12 protein-coding genes and 2 pseudogenes are annotated in these 16,904 nt (G+C 57.3%); 3 read left to right on the forward strand and 11 right to left on the reverse strand.

The genetic code is table 11. The annotated features are described in order from the left end of the window. The first annotated feature begins 18 nt into the window (after nt 1-18). The 3 genes and pseudogenes from AC10V3_RS26055 (at nt 19) to AC10V3_RS26065 (ending at nt 3,539) form a co-directional block, all read left to right on the forward strand. Nucleotides 19-762, forward strand: a complete 744-nt coding sequence (locus tag AC10V3_RS26055) for a sulfite exporter TauE/SafE family protein (protein ID WP_454752948.1) — start codon at nt 19-21, stop codon at nt 760-762. 112 nt (nt 763-874) lie between these two features. Continuing rightward, nucleotides 875-1,849: pseudogene (locus tag AC10V3_RS26060) on the forward strand (DUF3363 domain-containing protein); the annotation flags it as partial. 415 nt (nt 1,850-2,264) lie between these two features. Continuing rightward, nucleotides 2,265-3,539, forward strand: a complete 1,275-nt coding sequence (locus AC10V3_RS26065; protein WP_490924215.1) for a thioredoxin family protein — start codon at nt 2,265-2,267, stop codon at nt 3,537-3,539. Nucleotides 3,540-3,956: 417 nt separating this feature from the next. Here the strand turns inward: AC10V3_RS26065 and AC10V3_RS26070 are convergent, their stop codons facing one another. The 11 genes and pseudogenes from AC10V3_RS26070 to AC10V3_RS26120 form a co-directional block, all read right to left on the reverse strand. Next, entirely contained in the window at nt 3,957-4,799 is an 843-nt protein-coding gene (locus AC10V3_RS26070) for a hypothetical protein (protein WP_022538246.1), read from the reverse strand. Next, the gene (locus AC10V3_RS26075; RefSeq protein ID WP_490924216.1) at nt 4,796-6,025 is read right to left on the reverse strand and encodes a methyltransferase domain-containing protein; all 1,230 of its coding nucleotides are present in this window, start codon (nt 6,023-6,025) and stop codon (nt 4,796-4,798) included. Before AC10V3_RS26075 ends, AC10V3_RS26070 begins: the two co-directional genes overlap by 4 nt. A 5-nt stretch (nt 6,026-6,030) precedes the next feature. Then, on the reverse strand, nt 6,031-6,804 hold the full coding sequence (locus tag AC10V3_RS26080) for a phytanoyl-CoA dioxygenase family protein (RefSeq protein ID WP_490924217.1): 774 nt from the start codon (nt 6,802-6,804) through the stop codon (nt 6,031-6,033). A 1,039-nt stretch (nt 6,805-7,843) separates the two neighbouring features. Further along, nucleotides 7,844-8,362, reverse strand: a complete 519-nt coding sequence (locus AC10V3_RS26085) for an HAD hydrolase family protein (RefSeq protein WP_490924218.1) — start codon at nt 8,360-8,362, stop codon at nt 7,844-7,846. A 157-nt stretch (nt 8,363-8,519) separates the two neighbouring features. After that, nucleotides 8,520-9,596 carry an NAD/NADP octopine/nopaline dehydrogenase family protein gene (locus tag AC10V3_RS26090; RefSeq protein ID WP_490924219.1) on the reverse strand — a complete coding sequence of 359 codons (1,077 nt, stop codon included), beginning with the start codon at nt 9,594-9,596 and terminating at the stop codon, nt 8,520-8,522. A gap of 36 nt (nt 9,597-9,632) precedes the next feature. Next, a complete protein-coding gene (locus tag AC10V3_RS26095) occupies nt 9,633-10,250 on the reverse strand; it encodes a YdcF family protein (protein WP_454752954.1) in 618 nt (205 codons plus the stop codon). Between the two features lie 1,058 nt (nt 10,251-11,308). Beyond that, on the reverse strand, nt 11,309-12,115 hold the full coding sequence (locus tag AC10V3_RS26100; protein ID WP_454752955.1) for a nucleotidyltransferase domain-containing protein: 807 nt from the start codon (nt 12,113-12,115) through the stop codon (nt 11,309-11,311). Nucleotides 12,116-12,776: 661 nt separating this feature from the next. After that, nucleotides 12,777-14,015, reverse strand: a complete 1,239-nt coding sequence (locus tag AC10V3_RS26105) for an IS4 family transposase (RefSeq protein WP_490924317.1) — start codon at nt 14,013-14,015, stop codon at nt 12,777-12,779. 6 nt (nt 14,016-14,021) lie between these two features. Beyond that, a pseudogene (locus tag AC10V3_RS26110) lies at nt 14,022-14,167 on the reverse strand (IS4/Tn5 family transposase DNA-binding protein); the annotation flags it as partial. A 79-nt stretch (nt 14,168-14,246) separates the two neighbouring features. Next, nucleotides 14,247-15,620 carry an RNA-guided endonuclease IscB gene (gene iscB, locus AC10V3_RS26115; protein WP_454752956.1) on the reverse strand — a complete coding sequence of 458 codons (1,374 nt, stop codon included), beginning with the start codon at nt 15,618-15,620 and terminating at the stop codon, nt 14,247-14,249. Nucleotides 15,621-15,977: 357 nt separating this feature from the next. Continuing rightward, a complete protein-coding gene (locus tag AC10V3_RS26120) occupies nt 15,978-16,391 on the reverse strand; it encodes a hypothetical protein (protein ID WP_022538254.1) in 414 nt (137 codons plus the stop codon). Nucleotides 16,392-16,904 lie beyond the last annotated feature (513 nt).

The following is a 16,904-nucleotide window of genomic DNA, read 5'->3' on the forward strand; positions in this document are numbered from 1 at the left end:
CAAGTCGACCGGAGCACGATGGGAGCAGAACACTACGCGATTCTGGGTGCGACAATTGCTGGCGCTTACACAGTGTTCGGCCTCACGGGCTTCGGTGCGGCGATGATTGCGGTGCCCATCCTGGTGCAGTTTCTTCCGCTGCAAGTCGTGGTTCCGATGCTGCTTCTGCTTGACCTCCTGGCGACCACGGTGGTTGGCCTGCACAACTGGAATTCGGTGTCGCGAACGGAGCTGTTGCGTCTGGTCCCTTTCATGATGGTCGGCGTGGCGCTTGGGACCACCGTCCTGGCAAAGGTCGAATCCCGTTGGTTGCTGGTTGGCCTTGGTCTGTTTGTCCTGGCCATGACGGCGCGCACGCTGATGGCTTCCTCCGCTCGCATGGAGTGCGCCGCAAAGGGCTGGTCGGTGCCGGCAGGCGTTGTCGGTGGCGTATTCAGCGCCTTGTTCGGTACCGGCGGCCCTGTCTACACAATGTATTTGTCCAGGCGTCTCCCGGAGATCGACAGGTTCCGCTCAACCATCGCGGCCGTCATCCTGTTCAGTGCGGTAATGCGGCTCCTGGCGTTTGCCAGCGGGGGACTTCTGCATCAGGAGGAGCTGTTGCGTAGCGCTGTGTTTGCGATGCCGTTCGGTCTGGCCGGGCTGGCCGCCGGATCCTGCCTGCGGCGACACATCTCCGCAGACGCCGTACGGCGTGCGCTACTGGTTTTTCTCTGCGCCAGCGGTGCTTCGGTGCTTGTTCGTGGTCTGCTGATGGACTGACATCCCGGCGCCAGTTTCGCTGATGAGGCCGGGCGCTCGGAGCGGCCGGACCAGGCGCGGCTACTGCGGCCAACGCAGTCCCTTCCGCCGATTGAGTTTTATTTCAATTGAGGGCCAGCAGCGCGAAATCGCCGTGTACCAGCCCGGCGATGACGGCCGCACCGTCATCGGTCGGGTGGTCGACAAGGGGCTGGCCGGTGAATTGCATGACAAGGGCTACCTGGTGGTCGACGGGATCGATGGCAAGGCCCACTACGTCGGGCTGCCGCCACCTTCAGAGCTGGAGAAGTACCCGACAGGGGCCATCGTGGAAGTGAAGGGCTCGGCCGAGATGCGCGCAGCCGACCGGAACATCACTGCGCTGGCCGTCGACGGCGTGTATCGCGCCGACCATCACCTTGCAGTCGCCCAGCGTGACGCTACGCTTGGGCGCGAGCCGCGCGAACTGGTTGCCGCACACGTGCGCCGGCTCGAAGCCCTGCGCCGTGCCGGCATCGTCGAGCGCGTCTCCGAAGGCGTCTGGCATGTGCCAGGCGACCTGGCCGAACGTGGCCGCCAGTACGACGTACAGCCTCTGGGCGGCGGGGTGGCGGTGGAGTTGAAATCGCACCTGCCAATCGAACGGCAGGCTCAGGTCATCGGCGCGACCTGGCTGGACCAGCAACTGATTGGTGGGGGTATGGGGCCGGGCGACCTAGGTTTTGGCGAGGAGGTCAAGGCCGCGCTGAGACAGCGTGCAGAATTCTTGGTTGAGCAGGGGCTGGCCGAGCGGCGTGGGCACCGAGTGATATTGGTGCGCAATCTGCTGGTGGCGTTGCGTGGCAGGGAGTTGGCGACGGCGGCACAGGACATCGCCGCTGAAACCGGCCTGGAGCATCGGCCGGTGACCGACGGGCAGCGCGTGGCCGGCATCTACCGACGCTGCGTGCAGCTCGCGAGCGGTCGCTACGCTATGCTCGATGACGGCAAAACGTTTAGCCTCGTGCCGTGGAAACCGGGGATCGAACAGCGGCTGGGCCAGCATCTCTCAGTGACGATGCGCGGAGGTAGTGCGTCCTGGGAGCTATTGAGGAAACGGGGGCCATAGGGTAACAGGGCAGCCATGCGAATGGACTGACGGCGAGATCCCGTATGTCGACTTCTGTGGAACTTGGATTTCAATCTGAAATCCAATCGCCTTATGCGCTGGTTTCGATGTCGAAGGAATTCTCCGTCCTGAAGCTGTTTGGGTGAAAGTCGAGAAAATTGCGGTCAACAGCTCATCTTCGCACTTCTTCTTTCTCTATTTCATCTTTCCTCGTCTCCTGCGTGCGCTGGTATTGAGCGATGAGCGAAGACAGAATCGTTCGCAGGGTTCTGCTTACGGATGCGAAGAAAGCAGCAACCCAACGATGGGCCAGCGGCATTGGTCGTCCTGGGGTAGAGCGCTGAAGATCAGTGAGCGTTCCTGGCGCTAGGTCGCTCCATCGATTTGATGCAATAGCAACCGAAGTGAGGTGAGCATGACGATACTCGAAACGACGCAGGCGACGTTCCATCAAGACGTTGAGGGGGATTCTCTCGTTCTGGTGGACTTCTGGGCGCCGTGGTGCGCGCCGTGTCTAGCACTAGCGCCCCATCTGGAGACGCTAGTGGCCGATTATCCGGGACGATTGAAGGTGCTCAAGCTGAATGTCGATGAGGCGCCCGGAGGCTGGCAGCACTTTGGCGTCCGTGCGATCCCGACGCTGGCGTTCTACTCTGCGGGCAAGGAATGTGGCCGCCTCGTCGGTCCATCGACAATGCGGTTGCGGCTCATGGTGGAGAAATGGTTGCGGGAGCTTGGATTGGCGGTACCTGCGCTGCAGCGTGCATCTCTCGAAATACGGAATGCGGCGTCCCCGGCCGATGCCCCAGAAGAAGAGTGGAATAGCTTCGGCGGCGACGTCGCTGTCAAGGAAGCTGGCATTTCCCGCCTGAGGGACTGTTCCCAAGAGGAGGCATACCAACCCTCGAGACAACTGGCTGGCGATGAGGCGCAGTTCGAAGCGATTGTAGGGGCGCCGATGGCGTTGGGAGACCTACTTGGCATGCTGTACTGGCTCCAATCCCAGACCGACGAGAAGACGGCGCGAGCGCAGACGATTGAGATCGTCGACGCCATGCCAGTTGGGGCTAACCTCGGTGCAGTGACAGCCAAGGTGCTGTACGACCTGCTATACCTTTCCCCTTGGGCTATATCGCAATACCGCCAAAACGATGTCGCGCGCACTCTCAACAGGAAAATCGAGATGCTGCATCAGCGCCAGCACGCTGGCGCGAGCGTGACGGCGTCAGACTGGGAAGCCCTGCAACGTGAGGCCGTGCTGTTGACTGGGTCTGGCCTGGGTTCCAGTGAGAGCGAAGAATTGGAGCACCTGGCGGTATCGTTATTCGACGCCGACATGGTAAGACACGTGTTGCCGCTAGTGACCGAGTATGCGGTCCACGACTATCGGCAGTATCCGGTTTGGAGCGAGGCGGAAGCAGCGCAAGTGGTAGCCATGAGCGATGAAAACTACGAGCAAACGCGAGAAGCACTGGGCGGCCCGCCGAAGAACGGCGAAGCGGCTAGAGATGCGTGGATATTGCAGCTGTCCGAAGGCCTTCACGCACGCGAACTAGAACGCCGCAAGGAACACCCAGTCCTGTGGGAGCGCTATGACGCCTGGTGCATCTTTGAGCAGGAAGCTAGGGCATCGATTGGCGCGCATACTGGAGCTGTTTTGCTATCCCTCCTGCACACTGCCGGGAAGTAACCTGCGCGTCGCCAGGTACGCATGACGGCAACGTACTTTGCCCCTGCGGTCCCTACACGAGGAGCCTCATGGGAATCGGCGTAGGCCACACCATTGCGATAGTCATTAGGAGAAGATGAGCGCGAAGGGCAGGCCGCCTTACGAAGGTGGCCCCCTATCCGACCCCAGTTCAGTTCTCTGTTTCAGGATGTTCCAGCCGGGACAGCGCCGCATGCCGCGCTTCATGCGCGAAGGCTATGGGGATCATGTCCATCAGCGCATCCTTGCAAGACGCCGGGCGCTAGAAAAAGATCGATTCGATGTCCTATGCGCGTCGCCGCAATGGAAAGCTCAGGCGCCAGTGAGGAAAAATCGAAGTCCTCGGCTCGAGAAGATTGGCAAGCGCCCATAGAAACCGGGGGCATGGCACGATGGGTGCTATGGAAGAAAAATGTGAATTCCGCTTGCATCATCCCGTCTCTTGAGGTCAGCGCCGCCGGTGAGGCTCGATGCCTCGAAATTCCGGAGCGCGTGCAAGAGCGAAGGTAGTCCATGCTGTACAACCAAATGCATGGCCTGCTCACTGGTCATTAATTGGTAGGTATCCCAAACGCGAGATAGGCCGTCGCTGCCCAGAATGATATGAGCGGGTGTCGTAATCTTTCGTTCCTCCTCCACAGCGTTCATCGCACTGGCCGGGTTCAGGGTAAGCGCGGTACTGCACTCGCCCTTTTGCTGTTGGAGTCGACGTTGCCATAGATTCACCAGCGTGTGACCCCGGAATCCGGAGTACGGCTTCCAGAGATCATAGCTTGGTGGCGAGTGTGACGGCCGAGGCGAGTGGTCCGAGCTAGGAATGGGGCCTTGCAAGATTTCCACGAAGCAATCCGCATAGCGATAGACGAACATGCTTACAGGTACTTTCGTTCGGTCAATCTCCACGAACGTGGCGGCGGCAACAGGCCAGCCCCAAATCGGCTGGGCATCGCCTCCGTCGAGGCGGTATTCGCCCTGGAGAACCTGCAGACTGTTGCACAGTTGCGCCTTACTGAACGGAGTGTCTTGAAATTGCTTTTCCAGCAACTGGCTGAGCCGTCGCGCGAACCATCCGGCGTCAGTGACGTCTTCGTAAGTCTTGAAGGGCGCAGCGGTGACAGGGGAGGCGCCATCAATCGCCCAAGCTAGCATTGAGCGCTCGCGCAGGAGATAGCCCACTACGTCCTCCGTCGGAATGTGCTCGTAGATGCCTTGTGATACTTGGGAGACCGTCGCCTGCATCATAGTCTTTCTCCTCGTATGGAAATGGCCAGTTGCAGCGTGCGTAGCCCGCCGGATATCACGGTGTCATCCATAAATTCTTGGATGAGCGCTTGAGCAATAGCGTCCGCGCGTTTCTCTGCAATGAGTCCTTGCTTGACGAGCTGAGGCCGGAACTGTTGGAAGGACAAGTAGACGACTTCCTTGTGTTCCTTCTTCCAGACCGTAGGCTGGCTGAACCTGGCTTCTTTGATATTGACGTCCAGACTGGTGATGATCGCCCAAATGTCCTCAATGCAGTCATAGGTGATGCCATTCCTCCAGCCGCAGGCCATCATGACGGCATTCGCCTCCGCGAATGCCGATACCGTCGGCACTGAGAACAGACTTGCCAGCGATGGCTCCTCGATGACCAGGGTTCCCCCCGGGGCCAGCTGTTTAAGGAGCGCCCGAATGGCATTCGCGCGTTTTTTGATATGCAGCAGCGTGAATCGGCAAGTAATGAGGTCAAATACCCCTACCGACTTAGCGATGCTGTTGAGCTGCGTGACATCCCCGAGGCGAAAAGTGACATTGGTCAAGGCTAGCCGCCGAGCGGTAGACCAAGCCAGGTCGACTTGCTTCGGACTGTTATCGATACCCAGTACCGTAGACTGCGGACTACTGATGGCCATCCAACATGCAATCTGTCCGTGACCAGAGCCGACATCCAACGCGCGTCCCTGATCTGGCAGATATCGACTCAAGAAATCTTTCGTAGCTGGGTCGTAGATCGATGACATAACTTGAAGACGCTGTCGATCTGACTCACCAGTATGAAGCGGGTACGTCGGCGCAGCTTCCTGAGACAGACCTCCGACATGCGAATGTTTCATGCGAGACGAGGCTAAATCTTGGCAGAAATCCCAGTAGTAGGACGGGAGAATCGCCGGCTTTTCAGCCGAGATATCTATCCATTCATAGGCCGTATGTTCTTCACTCAATGTCAGGGCTTGTCCGGCAAACTCGCATAGAAAGAACACAAGCAACACCCGTCTGTCCGGAATGATCTCGCAGGATCTGCTGCCGAGATAGACCGTCGAGGTGACATCCAGGCCGCACTCCTCCCTTACCTCACGTACCAGTGCACGCTCTAACCCTTCCCCGGGCTCGGGTCGTCCTCCCGGTAACTCCAACTCGTTGCGCGGATTCCTGACGAACAGAATCCCTCTCGGTCCAAACATAATCGCTTTTACGCTCACGGGTTCCATTCGTGCTAGCTCCGTATGGCCGGGTGGCTTCTCGCGTAAGCGGGTGCAGCAACCAGTTGCCGCTGCCGCGGTGTAAGGCGATCCGGGGAAAAAGACTGTGCGCCAGCGACCGAATGGTTAGGCGTGGCCGGCAACGCCGTAGTCTCCTGATGCGCGGGAGGCTTCCTGAAATAGGAATGACTGTTCATATAGCGCCCAAACACCGAGCGTCGTCGCCCGGAGTCGACCACCTTGCAGGTGCCGTGGACAAGCGCTTCGGAGAAAATTACGGCATCCCCGGCCTGCAGGAAGACGTGCTGCAACAGGGGGTTGTTTGCGAGGCTCCGGTAGCGGTCTGGAACCGGAAAGTTTGCGCGATGCGAACCTGGGATGCAGCAGAAGTGATTCTCGGTCCCGCCGATATCAGAAACGGCATATTGGACTGCGACAAGCCCGCTGTGGATACGGTGATTCCGTACCCAGTAATATATCCCCTCATCGAACATATCGGCCTCATGGTGCAGGTTGCCACCACTACTGATAAACCGCTCGTCGACGCAGAACATATGGTCGAGGCGGAATCTTGACCGATAAATGATATCGAGGAAGCGGTAGACCGCATCGAGGTCAATCAGTGCACGCCATTCCTCGCCCCAGTCGAAGTTAACATCATGCAGAAAATGCGTGGTGAGATGCTTTGACCAGAACTCCTGCAGGCGCAGAAGATGGGGCTGCGTGATGGCCGCAGGGATAATGACATATCCATTGAGATCGAATTCGTAAATTTGTTCCGGGTTCATACTCTTCACCTAACCGTAGGAATCATTCATCTCGTCGAGCCTGAATTGGTTCTGCTCGGTGGATGGAATCTGAAGCGCAGCCTTTCCGTGGGATTTCACAACCAAAACTGTCGGTCAATGGCTTCGATTTCCGACAAGTATTCCCTCTGAAGTCCGATTCAACCGCTCCCATTCAATGGACTGACGGGTTGGGGATTGAGTTCGAGAGAAATTCATTCCCGTTCCGTCTGGATTTCTTGGGGGTTGATCTGGGACGTCTATGAAGTGAGAGCGCTCGAGCGGCAGAGTAGCAACCACGTTTGGGCAATTCCTTCTCTGGACGGTCCTCTCCGAAGGTGCTATGGATAGGGGAATATGAGCGACAGGAACGGGGCCAGGCCGGTGGCCAGTAGCCCAGGGTCTTGCCCGGCAGCAGTTGGTCGACCAGCAGCGTGCCGTTGGGCTCCTTGGACGAAGGTATGGTCGTCTTCCCGATGGTGGCGACTCTCGACCCGGAAGCGGCATTGCCTTCGAAGCCAGCATCTTCGTGGCAGTGCTCGGCGCGCCGAATTACACCTACGCGTGCGCCACCCGCGCCCAGATCAACCGTCAACTGTTGGACTAAAACTAATGCAATTAATCGTCAAGTTAAACCGCAAACATAATTCCGGAGGCACCATCAATAGCGGGCAAGCAAAATTTCATGATCGCGAAATAACCCGTCTGCCAGGCTATTTTCCGTGCCCCAGCCGATCCGATGCCGCTCCTGCGTGGCCTCGTGCCGCGCATCCTCTACGCTATGCAAGGTAGCCGCTCGTCGTCGACTGCTCGACAGCGAGCTATGCCTGAAGTTGTCGCGCAGATCGGGCGACAGCTGCGCCCTTCGCGCTGAATCATTGCCAGTCGCTATGGCCGCCTTGTTGGCCCATTCTGGCTGATAAGGCGTTCTGGGAGAGGGTGGCCCAAGACCCTAAGCGAGCTGGATCGGGGAACGAAGGTGGGCGGAAACGCCTGTACGCATACAAGTACTTCTCTTTCCTCAGGGAGTCCCATGCCCTGTTTATGCGGCAGTTAGCCAGTCACTTAGTACTGATGCAACGCCGTTCGGATTGGCTACCGTCGCATGAGCAGGTATGTTGGGTAAAGTTGATCCGACCTTGATTAAGTGCATGCCACGAAGGGCAGGTGCTTCTATGACAGAAAGATCATTTGCGTCATTGAAGACAAAGGCTGTTTCCTCGGGCCTGATCGAAAGCAGCGAAAGTATATTCTTAACGCCAGAAGCTTTACTTATTCCTGGGGCGAGAAAATCCACTATCGTGCCGTTCGTAAAGTGATTGATTTGTTTGTAAATATCGGCAATGTCCATTCCAGATATCGAAATTTTTTGGATGCTGTTGGAAAGCGTCCAATGCAAGAAGGTCGATAGATTATGGGTGGCCTTTGATGCCTGGGGAGGTTTGATGGATGGATCTTTGCAACATGTTAATCCAGGACTTGTTCCGCTGCTTCCGAAGACGTAATCCAAAAAATCAGAATATAAAATGGCATGTATCCTTTCGATATCCGATTTCGCCATCGCCTCGCAATAGAACACTTTGCCAGATAGCGATGCTACTAGTGCACCACCATCACACTTGGATTGCGTTGAATCAGATGGGTGAGTGTTTCTGCTACCGCCTCATCGCCCACGAGCGTGGATCCATCTAGATCCATGAGTACGCATTTGCGGCTTCTCATACTTCTGCTCCCGCTGCAATGCTTTTTCCGCGCAGGAACTCATCGCGCAATGGGGAATTTTCGAGAAGTCGGTAGGGGGAGTCCCAGAGGTCGGACTTAGCAATCGCACTTCCGAGGTCGACAATGGACCGACATACGGGCATATCGATTCCGAATACGTGACCAAGATCGACAATTGGGACTAGGCCGTATGGAATGTCCTCCGTTAAATAGCGATGCTGCAAAGAGGAAGGCGCGGTTATCGTGCTGAAATCTTCTCCATATGTATCCATAAAATTTTGAAGACGCACTTCAGGGGATGGGAAGTCTCTGTAGCCAAGGGTCCGAGCCAGTGTCTGCCGCTCGTGATGAGCCCGCAAATAGAGATCCTGGATCGGCCGACAAAACCCATCGCTGTAGAAGTGGAAATGTTCGCCAGCACCGATTCTGTTGATGTTGAAAATGGTAATGATCGGGTGCATTACATAGCTTGACCGGTCAAGGGACATATGCAGTGGGTCGGCGTCAAGCCTCAGTGAGCCACCGATAAGGGAAGATAGAAGCGATACCTGCTCGTAATCGGGATCAGAGCTAAAAGATATTTCTGTGATCTTGCGATAGTTGAGTATCGTCACTCTGCCCCCGTCAACTCGGCTCGCATAGGGTAGGGTGTGCAACGTCGCAACATTAACTGAGCTCCCCGCGGCACGTTGTTCTACCCGGTGAGAAAAGAAGCTAAATCCGCCGCCCAGATTGACATAGGTCAATTGGCGTAATCGAGACCTTTCATGGGCAAGTATTTCTTCGAAAATCCGATCGTGCGCAGTAATTGGTGTTGTATTGTAGATGACATCGGAGAATTGGGTGATGTCCCGCATCGAATTTGCAATTTGTGCATCCGTCAGGCGGAGCAAAGCTTCCTCTCGATTTGGACCGTCGATAAATTGCAAATGACCGCCGCTGCCCAGGATCGTGGATATCTTTATGTCATGGCCCGGTGCGGAGTAGATACGCACATCATGTTTGGCGGAGCGAAGCAGCAGGGCGGCGAGCGCGATTCCGGCATGACCAGCGCCGATGATTCCAACTTTCATCGCAGTTCCTCTATTGAGTATTTCCAAGGCTGGCTCTTACAATCTGAAGCTTCGGTCAATTACCTCGACCTCCGACAGGTAGCCCTTCTTGAGATAATCCTTGATCTTCCTTCTTTCTTCCAGAATACGAGATCTAAGGGATGACGATTTCCACCATTGAACTCGGTCGACGCCGAAATAGTTGACTGTCGCGCACGAAACACGTTCGATTTCAGGCCACTGCTTCTTGATGGTCATGACGTACCGACGCTTCGCGTATATCTTTCCGATCAGAAGTAGTTCGTGAAGGCCGCGATGATCCATCATGTTACGTGTATTTCGAACATTCTCTCCAGTGTTAGATGATTCTTCTTCCAGTACGATGCGCGCCCGGCTTAAGCCGGAGGAAATCAGCCTATCGGCGATTTCGCTCGCCTCGCTGATCCTGTGGCCTCGAGTTGTTCCCCCCGTTATGACTAGAGTTTCGTAGCATCCAGCATGAAAAAGAGCCAGCGCGGCTTCGCTTAGTTCGCCTTGGGCGTGCCGACTGCCAAACATGAGAGCAAACTGGCATCCGCAAATATCCGTTTCAGGGGATATATAATCAATCAGCCTGATGCGTTTGCTGAATTTATTCTCGGAATGTGAAGTTTCGGTATTTTCGGTAGTCATCATTGTTGACATGCTTCATTCATCTAGTTCAAGGTAGCTACTACGGGATGGGAGAAAATAGTACAGAACGAATCCGAAAGTATGACTTGCAATTGCATTAGGAGGCCAGTGCCTCATGTGGTCCAGTGAGTCCTACGAATTGACAAAATGGAAGTCGAGTGAGTTCCGGGAATATTTATTCCTATTCGGTCCGAATGATTTCGACTTCAATCTGGATCTGATCACAGCGGCAGTGATGGTTGACGCAACGGCAAGCATCCCGACGTACTGCAAGGTAAACGCCACGATTTCGCCTTCTCTCGCTATTCAGGTAGATTCAGGGCGTGGTGTTGAGCGGTTCGGGCGTTCGTGCAGAGGGGTATGCAATTGTCCAGAGCAATGGAGGGCATATCGGGACCTCAGCGGCGGATGCATCGTTCGCTGCCGACGCATATCTGGCCGATCTGCCTCGATTCAGCTCGAATACACGTTCGACGGCCGACACAGCATTGAAGGGCACTACCACGACCAAATCCTTCAAGGCGACCTCCGGAAGGCCGCGGCTGCCGGAGACGGGTTCGATTGTCCCGCCGGCCATGGATTCACCCAGCGGGGTGCCTCCATCCACGCCGAACAGGAGGTGGTCGTTGAGCCCGGTGGAAATGGCCTTCTAACTCGAAAATCTTCCGGCGGCCGGTAACGAACCTTTCAACACGGAGGGCGTGCAGGGTCGCCTCCGTCCAGGAGTTGGCGAAGCGCGTCCCCTCGGCACCCGGGATCAGGGTCGCGAGCCGCGCTGCCAGTCGTTCGTTGTCGGAGGTCTCGTACTGGAAGCCGAATACGCCTTCGTCAGCTTTCCGTATGGCGGAGCGGGCGAACGGCGGGGTGCGGCCTAGCAGGAGCGATCCCCAGCCCATAATCCAGTCCAACATCTCGCGGTCTCTTCCGCCCAGACCCTGGAACTACGCGCACGTGCCACTTTGACCGGGCCACTGTACCTGAATGCGTTCCAGGCGGACATGACGTCACCTGAGATCCGAGCCCGCTGGCCCACGGGAAGAAGGGGCTTTAGTGAACATCCGCTACTGTTGGTTAGTCCGCCAGTGGCGTGAACGAGAAGCCAGGAATTCCTGGACCTGTGCCAGGCTCGGTTCGAGCATCCGCAGCTCATCCGGCAGGAATGACGACCCGGCAAGCTTCGCGGTGGCGCAAAATAGCTCGAGACCTGCCTTGACTCGGACGGAAAGACGGGCCTCCGTCAGTCCGATGGCGGTCCTCAGGAGTGTGGACCACCTGGAGGCTGAGCCCACAGCAGCCGTGATGTCATCGACGACGGTGTTGTCGCTGCCCTCCAGGACCCTAAGGTGCAGCTGTGCGACCCGCAACATGCCCCAGGAGCAACCATGGACTGCCTGGAGCATTCTTCCGGAATCGCCGGATTCGAGCCCGGCGACGCCCTTGTGCACTTCTTCCAGCCAGCCGATCAATTCTGAGGCCGCCTTACGATGCGCGCTGAAGATCAGCTCGTCTGTCCACTCGAAGTTCCGGGCTTTGTCCAGCAGGTCTCGCAGGAACCCGTCGTGGTCGACCAAGGGGACGGAATGAGTCAGGCCAGTGAGATACCGGCAGGCGCTCCGCGGGTCGACAAGGATCCCGGTCAGCGTCTCACGGGGCTGGATCTTCAAGATGACCAGCCTGCCGCGGTGGCGGAAGATCCGCTGTCCACCGGACTGTATGTCCGTAGAGCTGACGATGAGGTCCACGTCGCTCTGCGGCGTCGCATTACCCCTGGCAAAGCTGCCCGTCAGCAACACGCCGACGGTAGCCTCATCATACTTGCGGATGCCGATCGCCAGGACGAGATCTTGTATGTTGAATGACTCATTCATTTCTTGCTACCTGACGCAGTCGACGGCTGAACGCAGCCACGGCGCGCTCCTTACGAACAAAGATTCCCGGCTCTAGCAGCGCCGTGAAACCGAGGGCTGGTTTGGCGAAGCTAGGCAGCAGATGGACCGGGCCGCTCGTTGGCCAATGAGGAACCGACGATGCTTGCACCAGCTTGGACCTGAGGTGGACTCGGGCTTCTGTGGCCCGCTCGGTCGAACATAGGACGATCTCGGCAGCGAGATGCGGCCCCTCAAGCAAGGGCCTTTCAGGGCCAAGTCACCGCATAGCACGAAGAAGTGCGCTTCGTCGCCAACCGCTCCAGCGCTCAGCGAACGTTCCACGCACGCCTGCATGGAAGCGCAAGTCGCTCACCGCCGCGAAGCGAACACGGGACACCTCGAACCCGTCGTCGACGCTGCTCACAGGAGTTTCCCGAAAATGTGGTGATGCTTGATGTCGTCAGGCGCTGATTTTGCCTTTTTCTTACGGAGGGGGGCGACTGTACGCGGGAATTCCGGATAAGGCCTTTTAGAACATCCTTGTAAGACCTATGTATTGACGACTACTGGTCGCACGAGTTCGGTAGATACTTATTCATCAGTTTGCGCGAGAAACCTCGGCCTTCAGGCCGGCTTGCCTTTACCCACAACTTCCGGCGGCTTACTCGTTTTTCTGGAAGATCCGATACATTTCGGTGATTTCGTGCAAAACGAGGAAGCCGCGCCAGAGGACAGTAGCACCGGGGGGATCGTCGTTTTTGCGACCCAGGTAGCCGCCGAGCTTGGCGATCCAAAGGACCGCTTCGCTGAGTTTGGGTGCCTGCTCCGGTGGCTTGGTTGTGCCGTGCGTGCGGCAGTACAAGGCCTGCCATTCGAGCGATTGCAGTAGCACCGAGCAAGGGATATCGGCTTCGAGTCGGCCCAGCATAGTCGCGTACAAAATGCGCCAGCCGATTACGGCGAACAGCGCCGTGGCCCGCAGGAACCGCTCCAGCGTCCCGAACTGCCGGGCTTCGATCTGGCAGCCACTTTTCAGGACACGATGCCAGGATTCAATGGTCCAGCGACGGGCGTACCAGCTCAGCCGTTCGAGCACATCTTCCAGCGTTTGGGTGGGCATCGAACTGAGCAACATCCATTCGAGCGGCTCAACGCCTTCGGGCGGCTCGATTTCCAGCGCGTGAATGGCAAACACTTCGAGACTCGGTAGCCCCTCTGCACCGCGGCTGCGCGGCGCTCGCAGTTGGATCGGCACACAGCGCAAAGCCAGTCGGGCACTACGTGCCTGCCTGGCGCCGGACCTGGGCACGTGCAGTACGGTCTCCCCAAGTACAGGAGCCGCGGCAACCGTCTCCCACAGATACTTCTCTGGGTGGTCCACGCCCCGATTCCAGGCGGCCCGCACCAACCAGTCCACCCCCGCTGGGCGCGGCGCCAGGAACACGTCATACACATCGCCCTCGCGATCGCTGACGGCAACAAGGTGCGTGTCCGGACACTGCATCTTGAGCGGCTCAAGGCATTCCAGCCCCTCCAGCCACTTCACGCTTTCCTTCTCGCGAATGGACAGCGCCCGGCGCTGCCTGGCCTTGCCCGATGCTTGCGGCGCACGCACCCACGTCTTCATGCTCAACACGCCCAGTGGCAGGCCCTCAGGCGTCACCGCCAGCACGCTGTGCAACATGAATCCGTGCAAATTGCCGCCCGTGCCGTGACCAAGTCCCTCAGTCGCGGGCAAATTTGCCAGATTGAATTCCGTGGTGTCCTGCACCGCCAATACGACAGGCACCTGCTGCATGCGACCCACGGTTTGAGTGACGTGGCTCGCCAGTATTCCGTCCGGGTCAACCGCCTCATTATCAAAGAAGCGATATGCTGCCTTGAGTTGGGCACCACTCAAGGCCTGCGGGAACGAAACATGGGCTTTTTGCGCCAGTCCGCCGCCAATGCCACAAGGCGCTGCGTGCGACGTGCATCGCCCAATTGAGCGCCACCGAATTCGTCGCTGGCCCAGTCTTCCAGATCTTCCGTATCAGGCAAAATTGCCACCACTGATTGTCAACTTCACCCGAAGTTAACACCGTCCAATCCGGTTTACAACCTTTCCTATCGAGATGTGGGTAAAGGCAAGTCAGGCCGGGGAGGGATAGTGCGCGACGCGAAGCGTCGCCCCTTTCTCGCTCTCCTTTGTTGTTTGCGCTACGAATTGGTATCCATATCCGTCGCCGCGCTGGATGACTTTGCAGTGCTTGTGGGAAATGCCCTGCACGGCGCCAGCGGCAGTTTGGATGTTGAAGGAGCCAGTCGCCCTAATGGCGACCCGGCCAACATAAGTTCCGGTCTTCTTGCCGGTCGGAACGATTGCCTTGACCATGTCGCCAGTCTGAAACCCGAACGCGCGCTTGTTTCGCATCAGATACCCGCGCGGGAATCCATGGGCGGTAAGTCGGGTGCGTTGATAACTCCCGCGCCCGGTGCACTTGATACGTAGCACCGACCGTTGCCAATCGAGGACGGCATGTACTTCCCCAACACAGGCGGCATCGAGCACGTGAGACTTGGGAATTTCGAGACGCCGGCGGTTGTATTTCGTCTGTCCGCCGGACCCGGTTTCAACCGAGAGGCCGCAGGATTTCAGAGCATCCAGAAGCGCAAAGCGGGTAGCATTCACGGCGGCGGCGTCACGCAGCGGTGCTTTTGCGCGAGCCAGGATCCGCTTGGCGCGCTCGGGGTCCTTGCGCAGGAAGATCTCTAGCGGTAGTTTTCCCTTCTTCTCGTTGCACGGCCGGCAAGCGAGCGTCAGGTTGGAGATGCGATTGGATCCGCCGTTGGCTTTGGCGACGATGTGCTCCGTTTCCAGGGGGCGGTCAGAAGCATCGCAGTAGGCGCAGATCCGGCCGAACTTCTCCAGCAAATACTCCTTGACCTCGTAGCCAAGTAGAGTTCCCTGCTGGTACTCGACGCCGGAAATCTCGGGATTTTCCACCGCCTGCATGTCAAATCGCACCAGTTCCATGCTCAGGGCAGTGATGGGCGCGAGTTCGATGAAGCGGCGCACCCACGCTGCGGTCGTGTCGACACGGTGACGCAAACTCGGCGCAAGCCAGCCCTTTGGCTTGCGCCGGTTGTCGAAGCGGGGAGCGCGGTAGCGGGTCTTGCGCCCGCGACGGGCACGCCGCATTGATCGGCGGGCTGTCAACGCCTCGCTGATTTGACGGCCGCGGTGAACGATCTCGGCCAGTGAAAGCACGATCGCAGTCCTTGTGCCGTCGGTATCGTGAATCGTTTCACGAACGATAGCCACCCCGGTCTCTTTGGAGCCCGGATCCAATTTGAGGCGCAGCGGCTGGAGTTCGCAGTCATTCAGGCGCCGGTCGGTCAGCCGGATTGTGAACGGCATCAGTCGATGCACCCGTGCGCGGCGGCGCTCGAGCAGCAATCGCGCCCGCTTCTCACTACACGGCATCAGCGGCCTGCTGTGCCTGTCCAACACAAAGACTGCCATCGGCAATCTCTCCTATATGGTTGCCCTTACGGGCCTGGTTACGCCTCCCTTGCGGGAAGTCTCCCTTCGGCAATGTTGCGAACCGGCGATCTGCCCCGATCCGTTTCGTGCTTACCCTGTCGCTTGTCTGCAACCGGGGCTTCGAGAGGTTGGGACTAAGTGAAGGATCCCAACGTCGGTCCTGAACCTATTCGCAACGTAGCGGGTTGGTTGCCGCTTTGCCTGGTCAACCCGAGCTTGTCAGTCGCATTTCAAGCTCCGGCCTTCAGGCCGAAGTAGTTGACGTGTACTTGAATATTTCTAATATCGATCTGGCGTTTCATGTGATGAAGATTCATGGATCAACCGTTCTTGGATCTATCGAGTTAAGGGGTGTGGAACAACACAGCGTCGCAAGGTAGGGCGCCCGATCACGTAGACCAGATGCATGCGATCGTCGATGATCGCCTCGATTTGGAACTCGTAAGGTGGAATGCAGTACATGTTGGCGTGTCCATACGTGGCGCCGCTCACCAGTGCCTCCACCGCAACCCAGAAATCCTCATGCACTTCGCGTGACGGAGCGGGGAAGTCCAGTACCGTGCCGGCAGTGGTTCGCGGCTGCCAGATGACCGCGTAGCCAACTTCCGCCGCCCAATGGGTGACAGCAAGGTAAGTGGAGCGACAGTGGGCGTCTGTCACACCAAAGGCCGAAGCGTTTTGGGGCGACACGAAGCAGGCTGCCAAAGATGCAATCGCCAGGATCCTGCCACGTGACATGCTTGATTTCATACTCTGCTGTCTATTCGGAGAAGAGAAACATAAGTCCTTAAAGCTGACGCCAGCGCTTCTTGATACTTTATTGATCTTGGCCTTGAATCCTACGAGCTGACAGAATGATCCTCCACTGAGTCGAGATATTTATTCCCGTTCAGTCTAAATGATTTCGATTTCTGTCTTTATTTTTCATGTGATGAAATATTCCGAATCAAAAGGTAGATGAGTAATCAAAGGAATCGATCTTCGTGAGAGTATGAGTAACGTTCCTTCTCAGCTACCTTGCTTGACCGGAGATCGATCTGCATCCAACGTCGAGCATCTAGGTCAAATTTTGTCGTATGTCGGCAATTTGGGTGGGGTGGTGCGCGATCGCAATGAGTGCTCAGTGAGGACAGAATTATGCGTATCGCAGGATTCTGTTTCGGTGGGCTGCCCTGAAGACAGGGGGTTCAAATTTCCGCTTGAGAGCCGGACTGTCCGATTAGGGAAAAATACTTCATTCAATCGGGACCTCTAGCGTTTGCA

The sequence above is a fragment of the Cupriavidus sp. PB-02 genome (genome assembly GCF_058252315.1).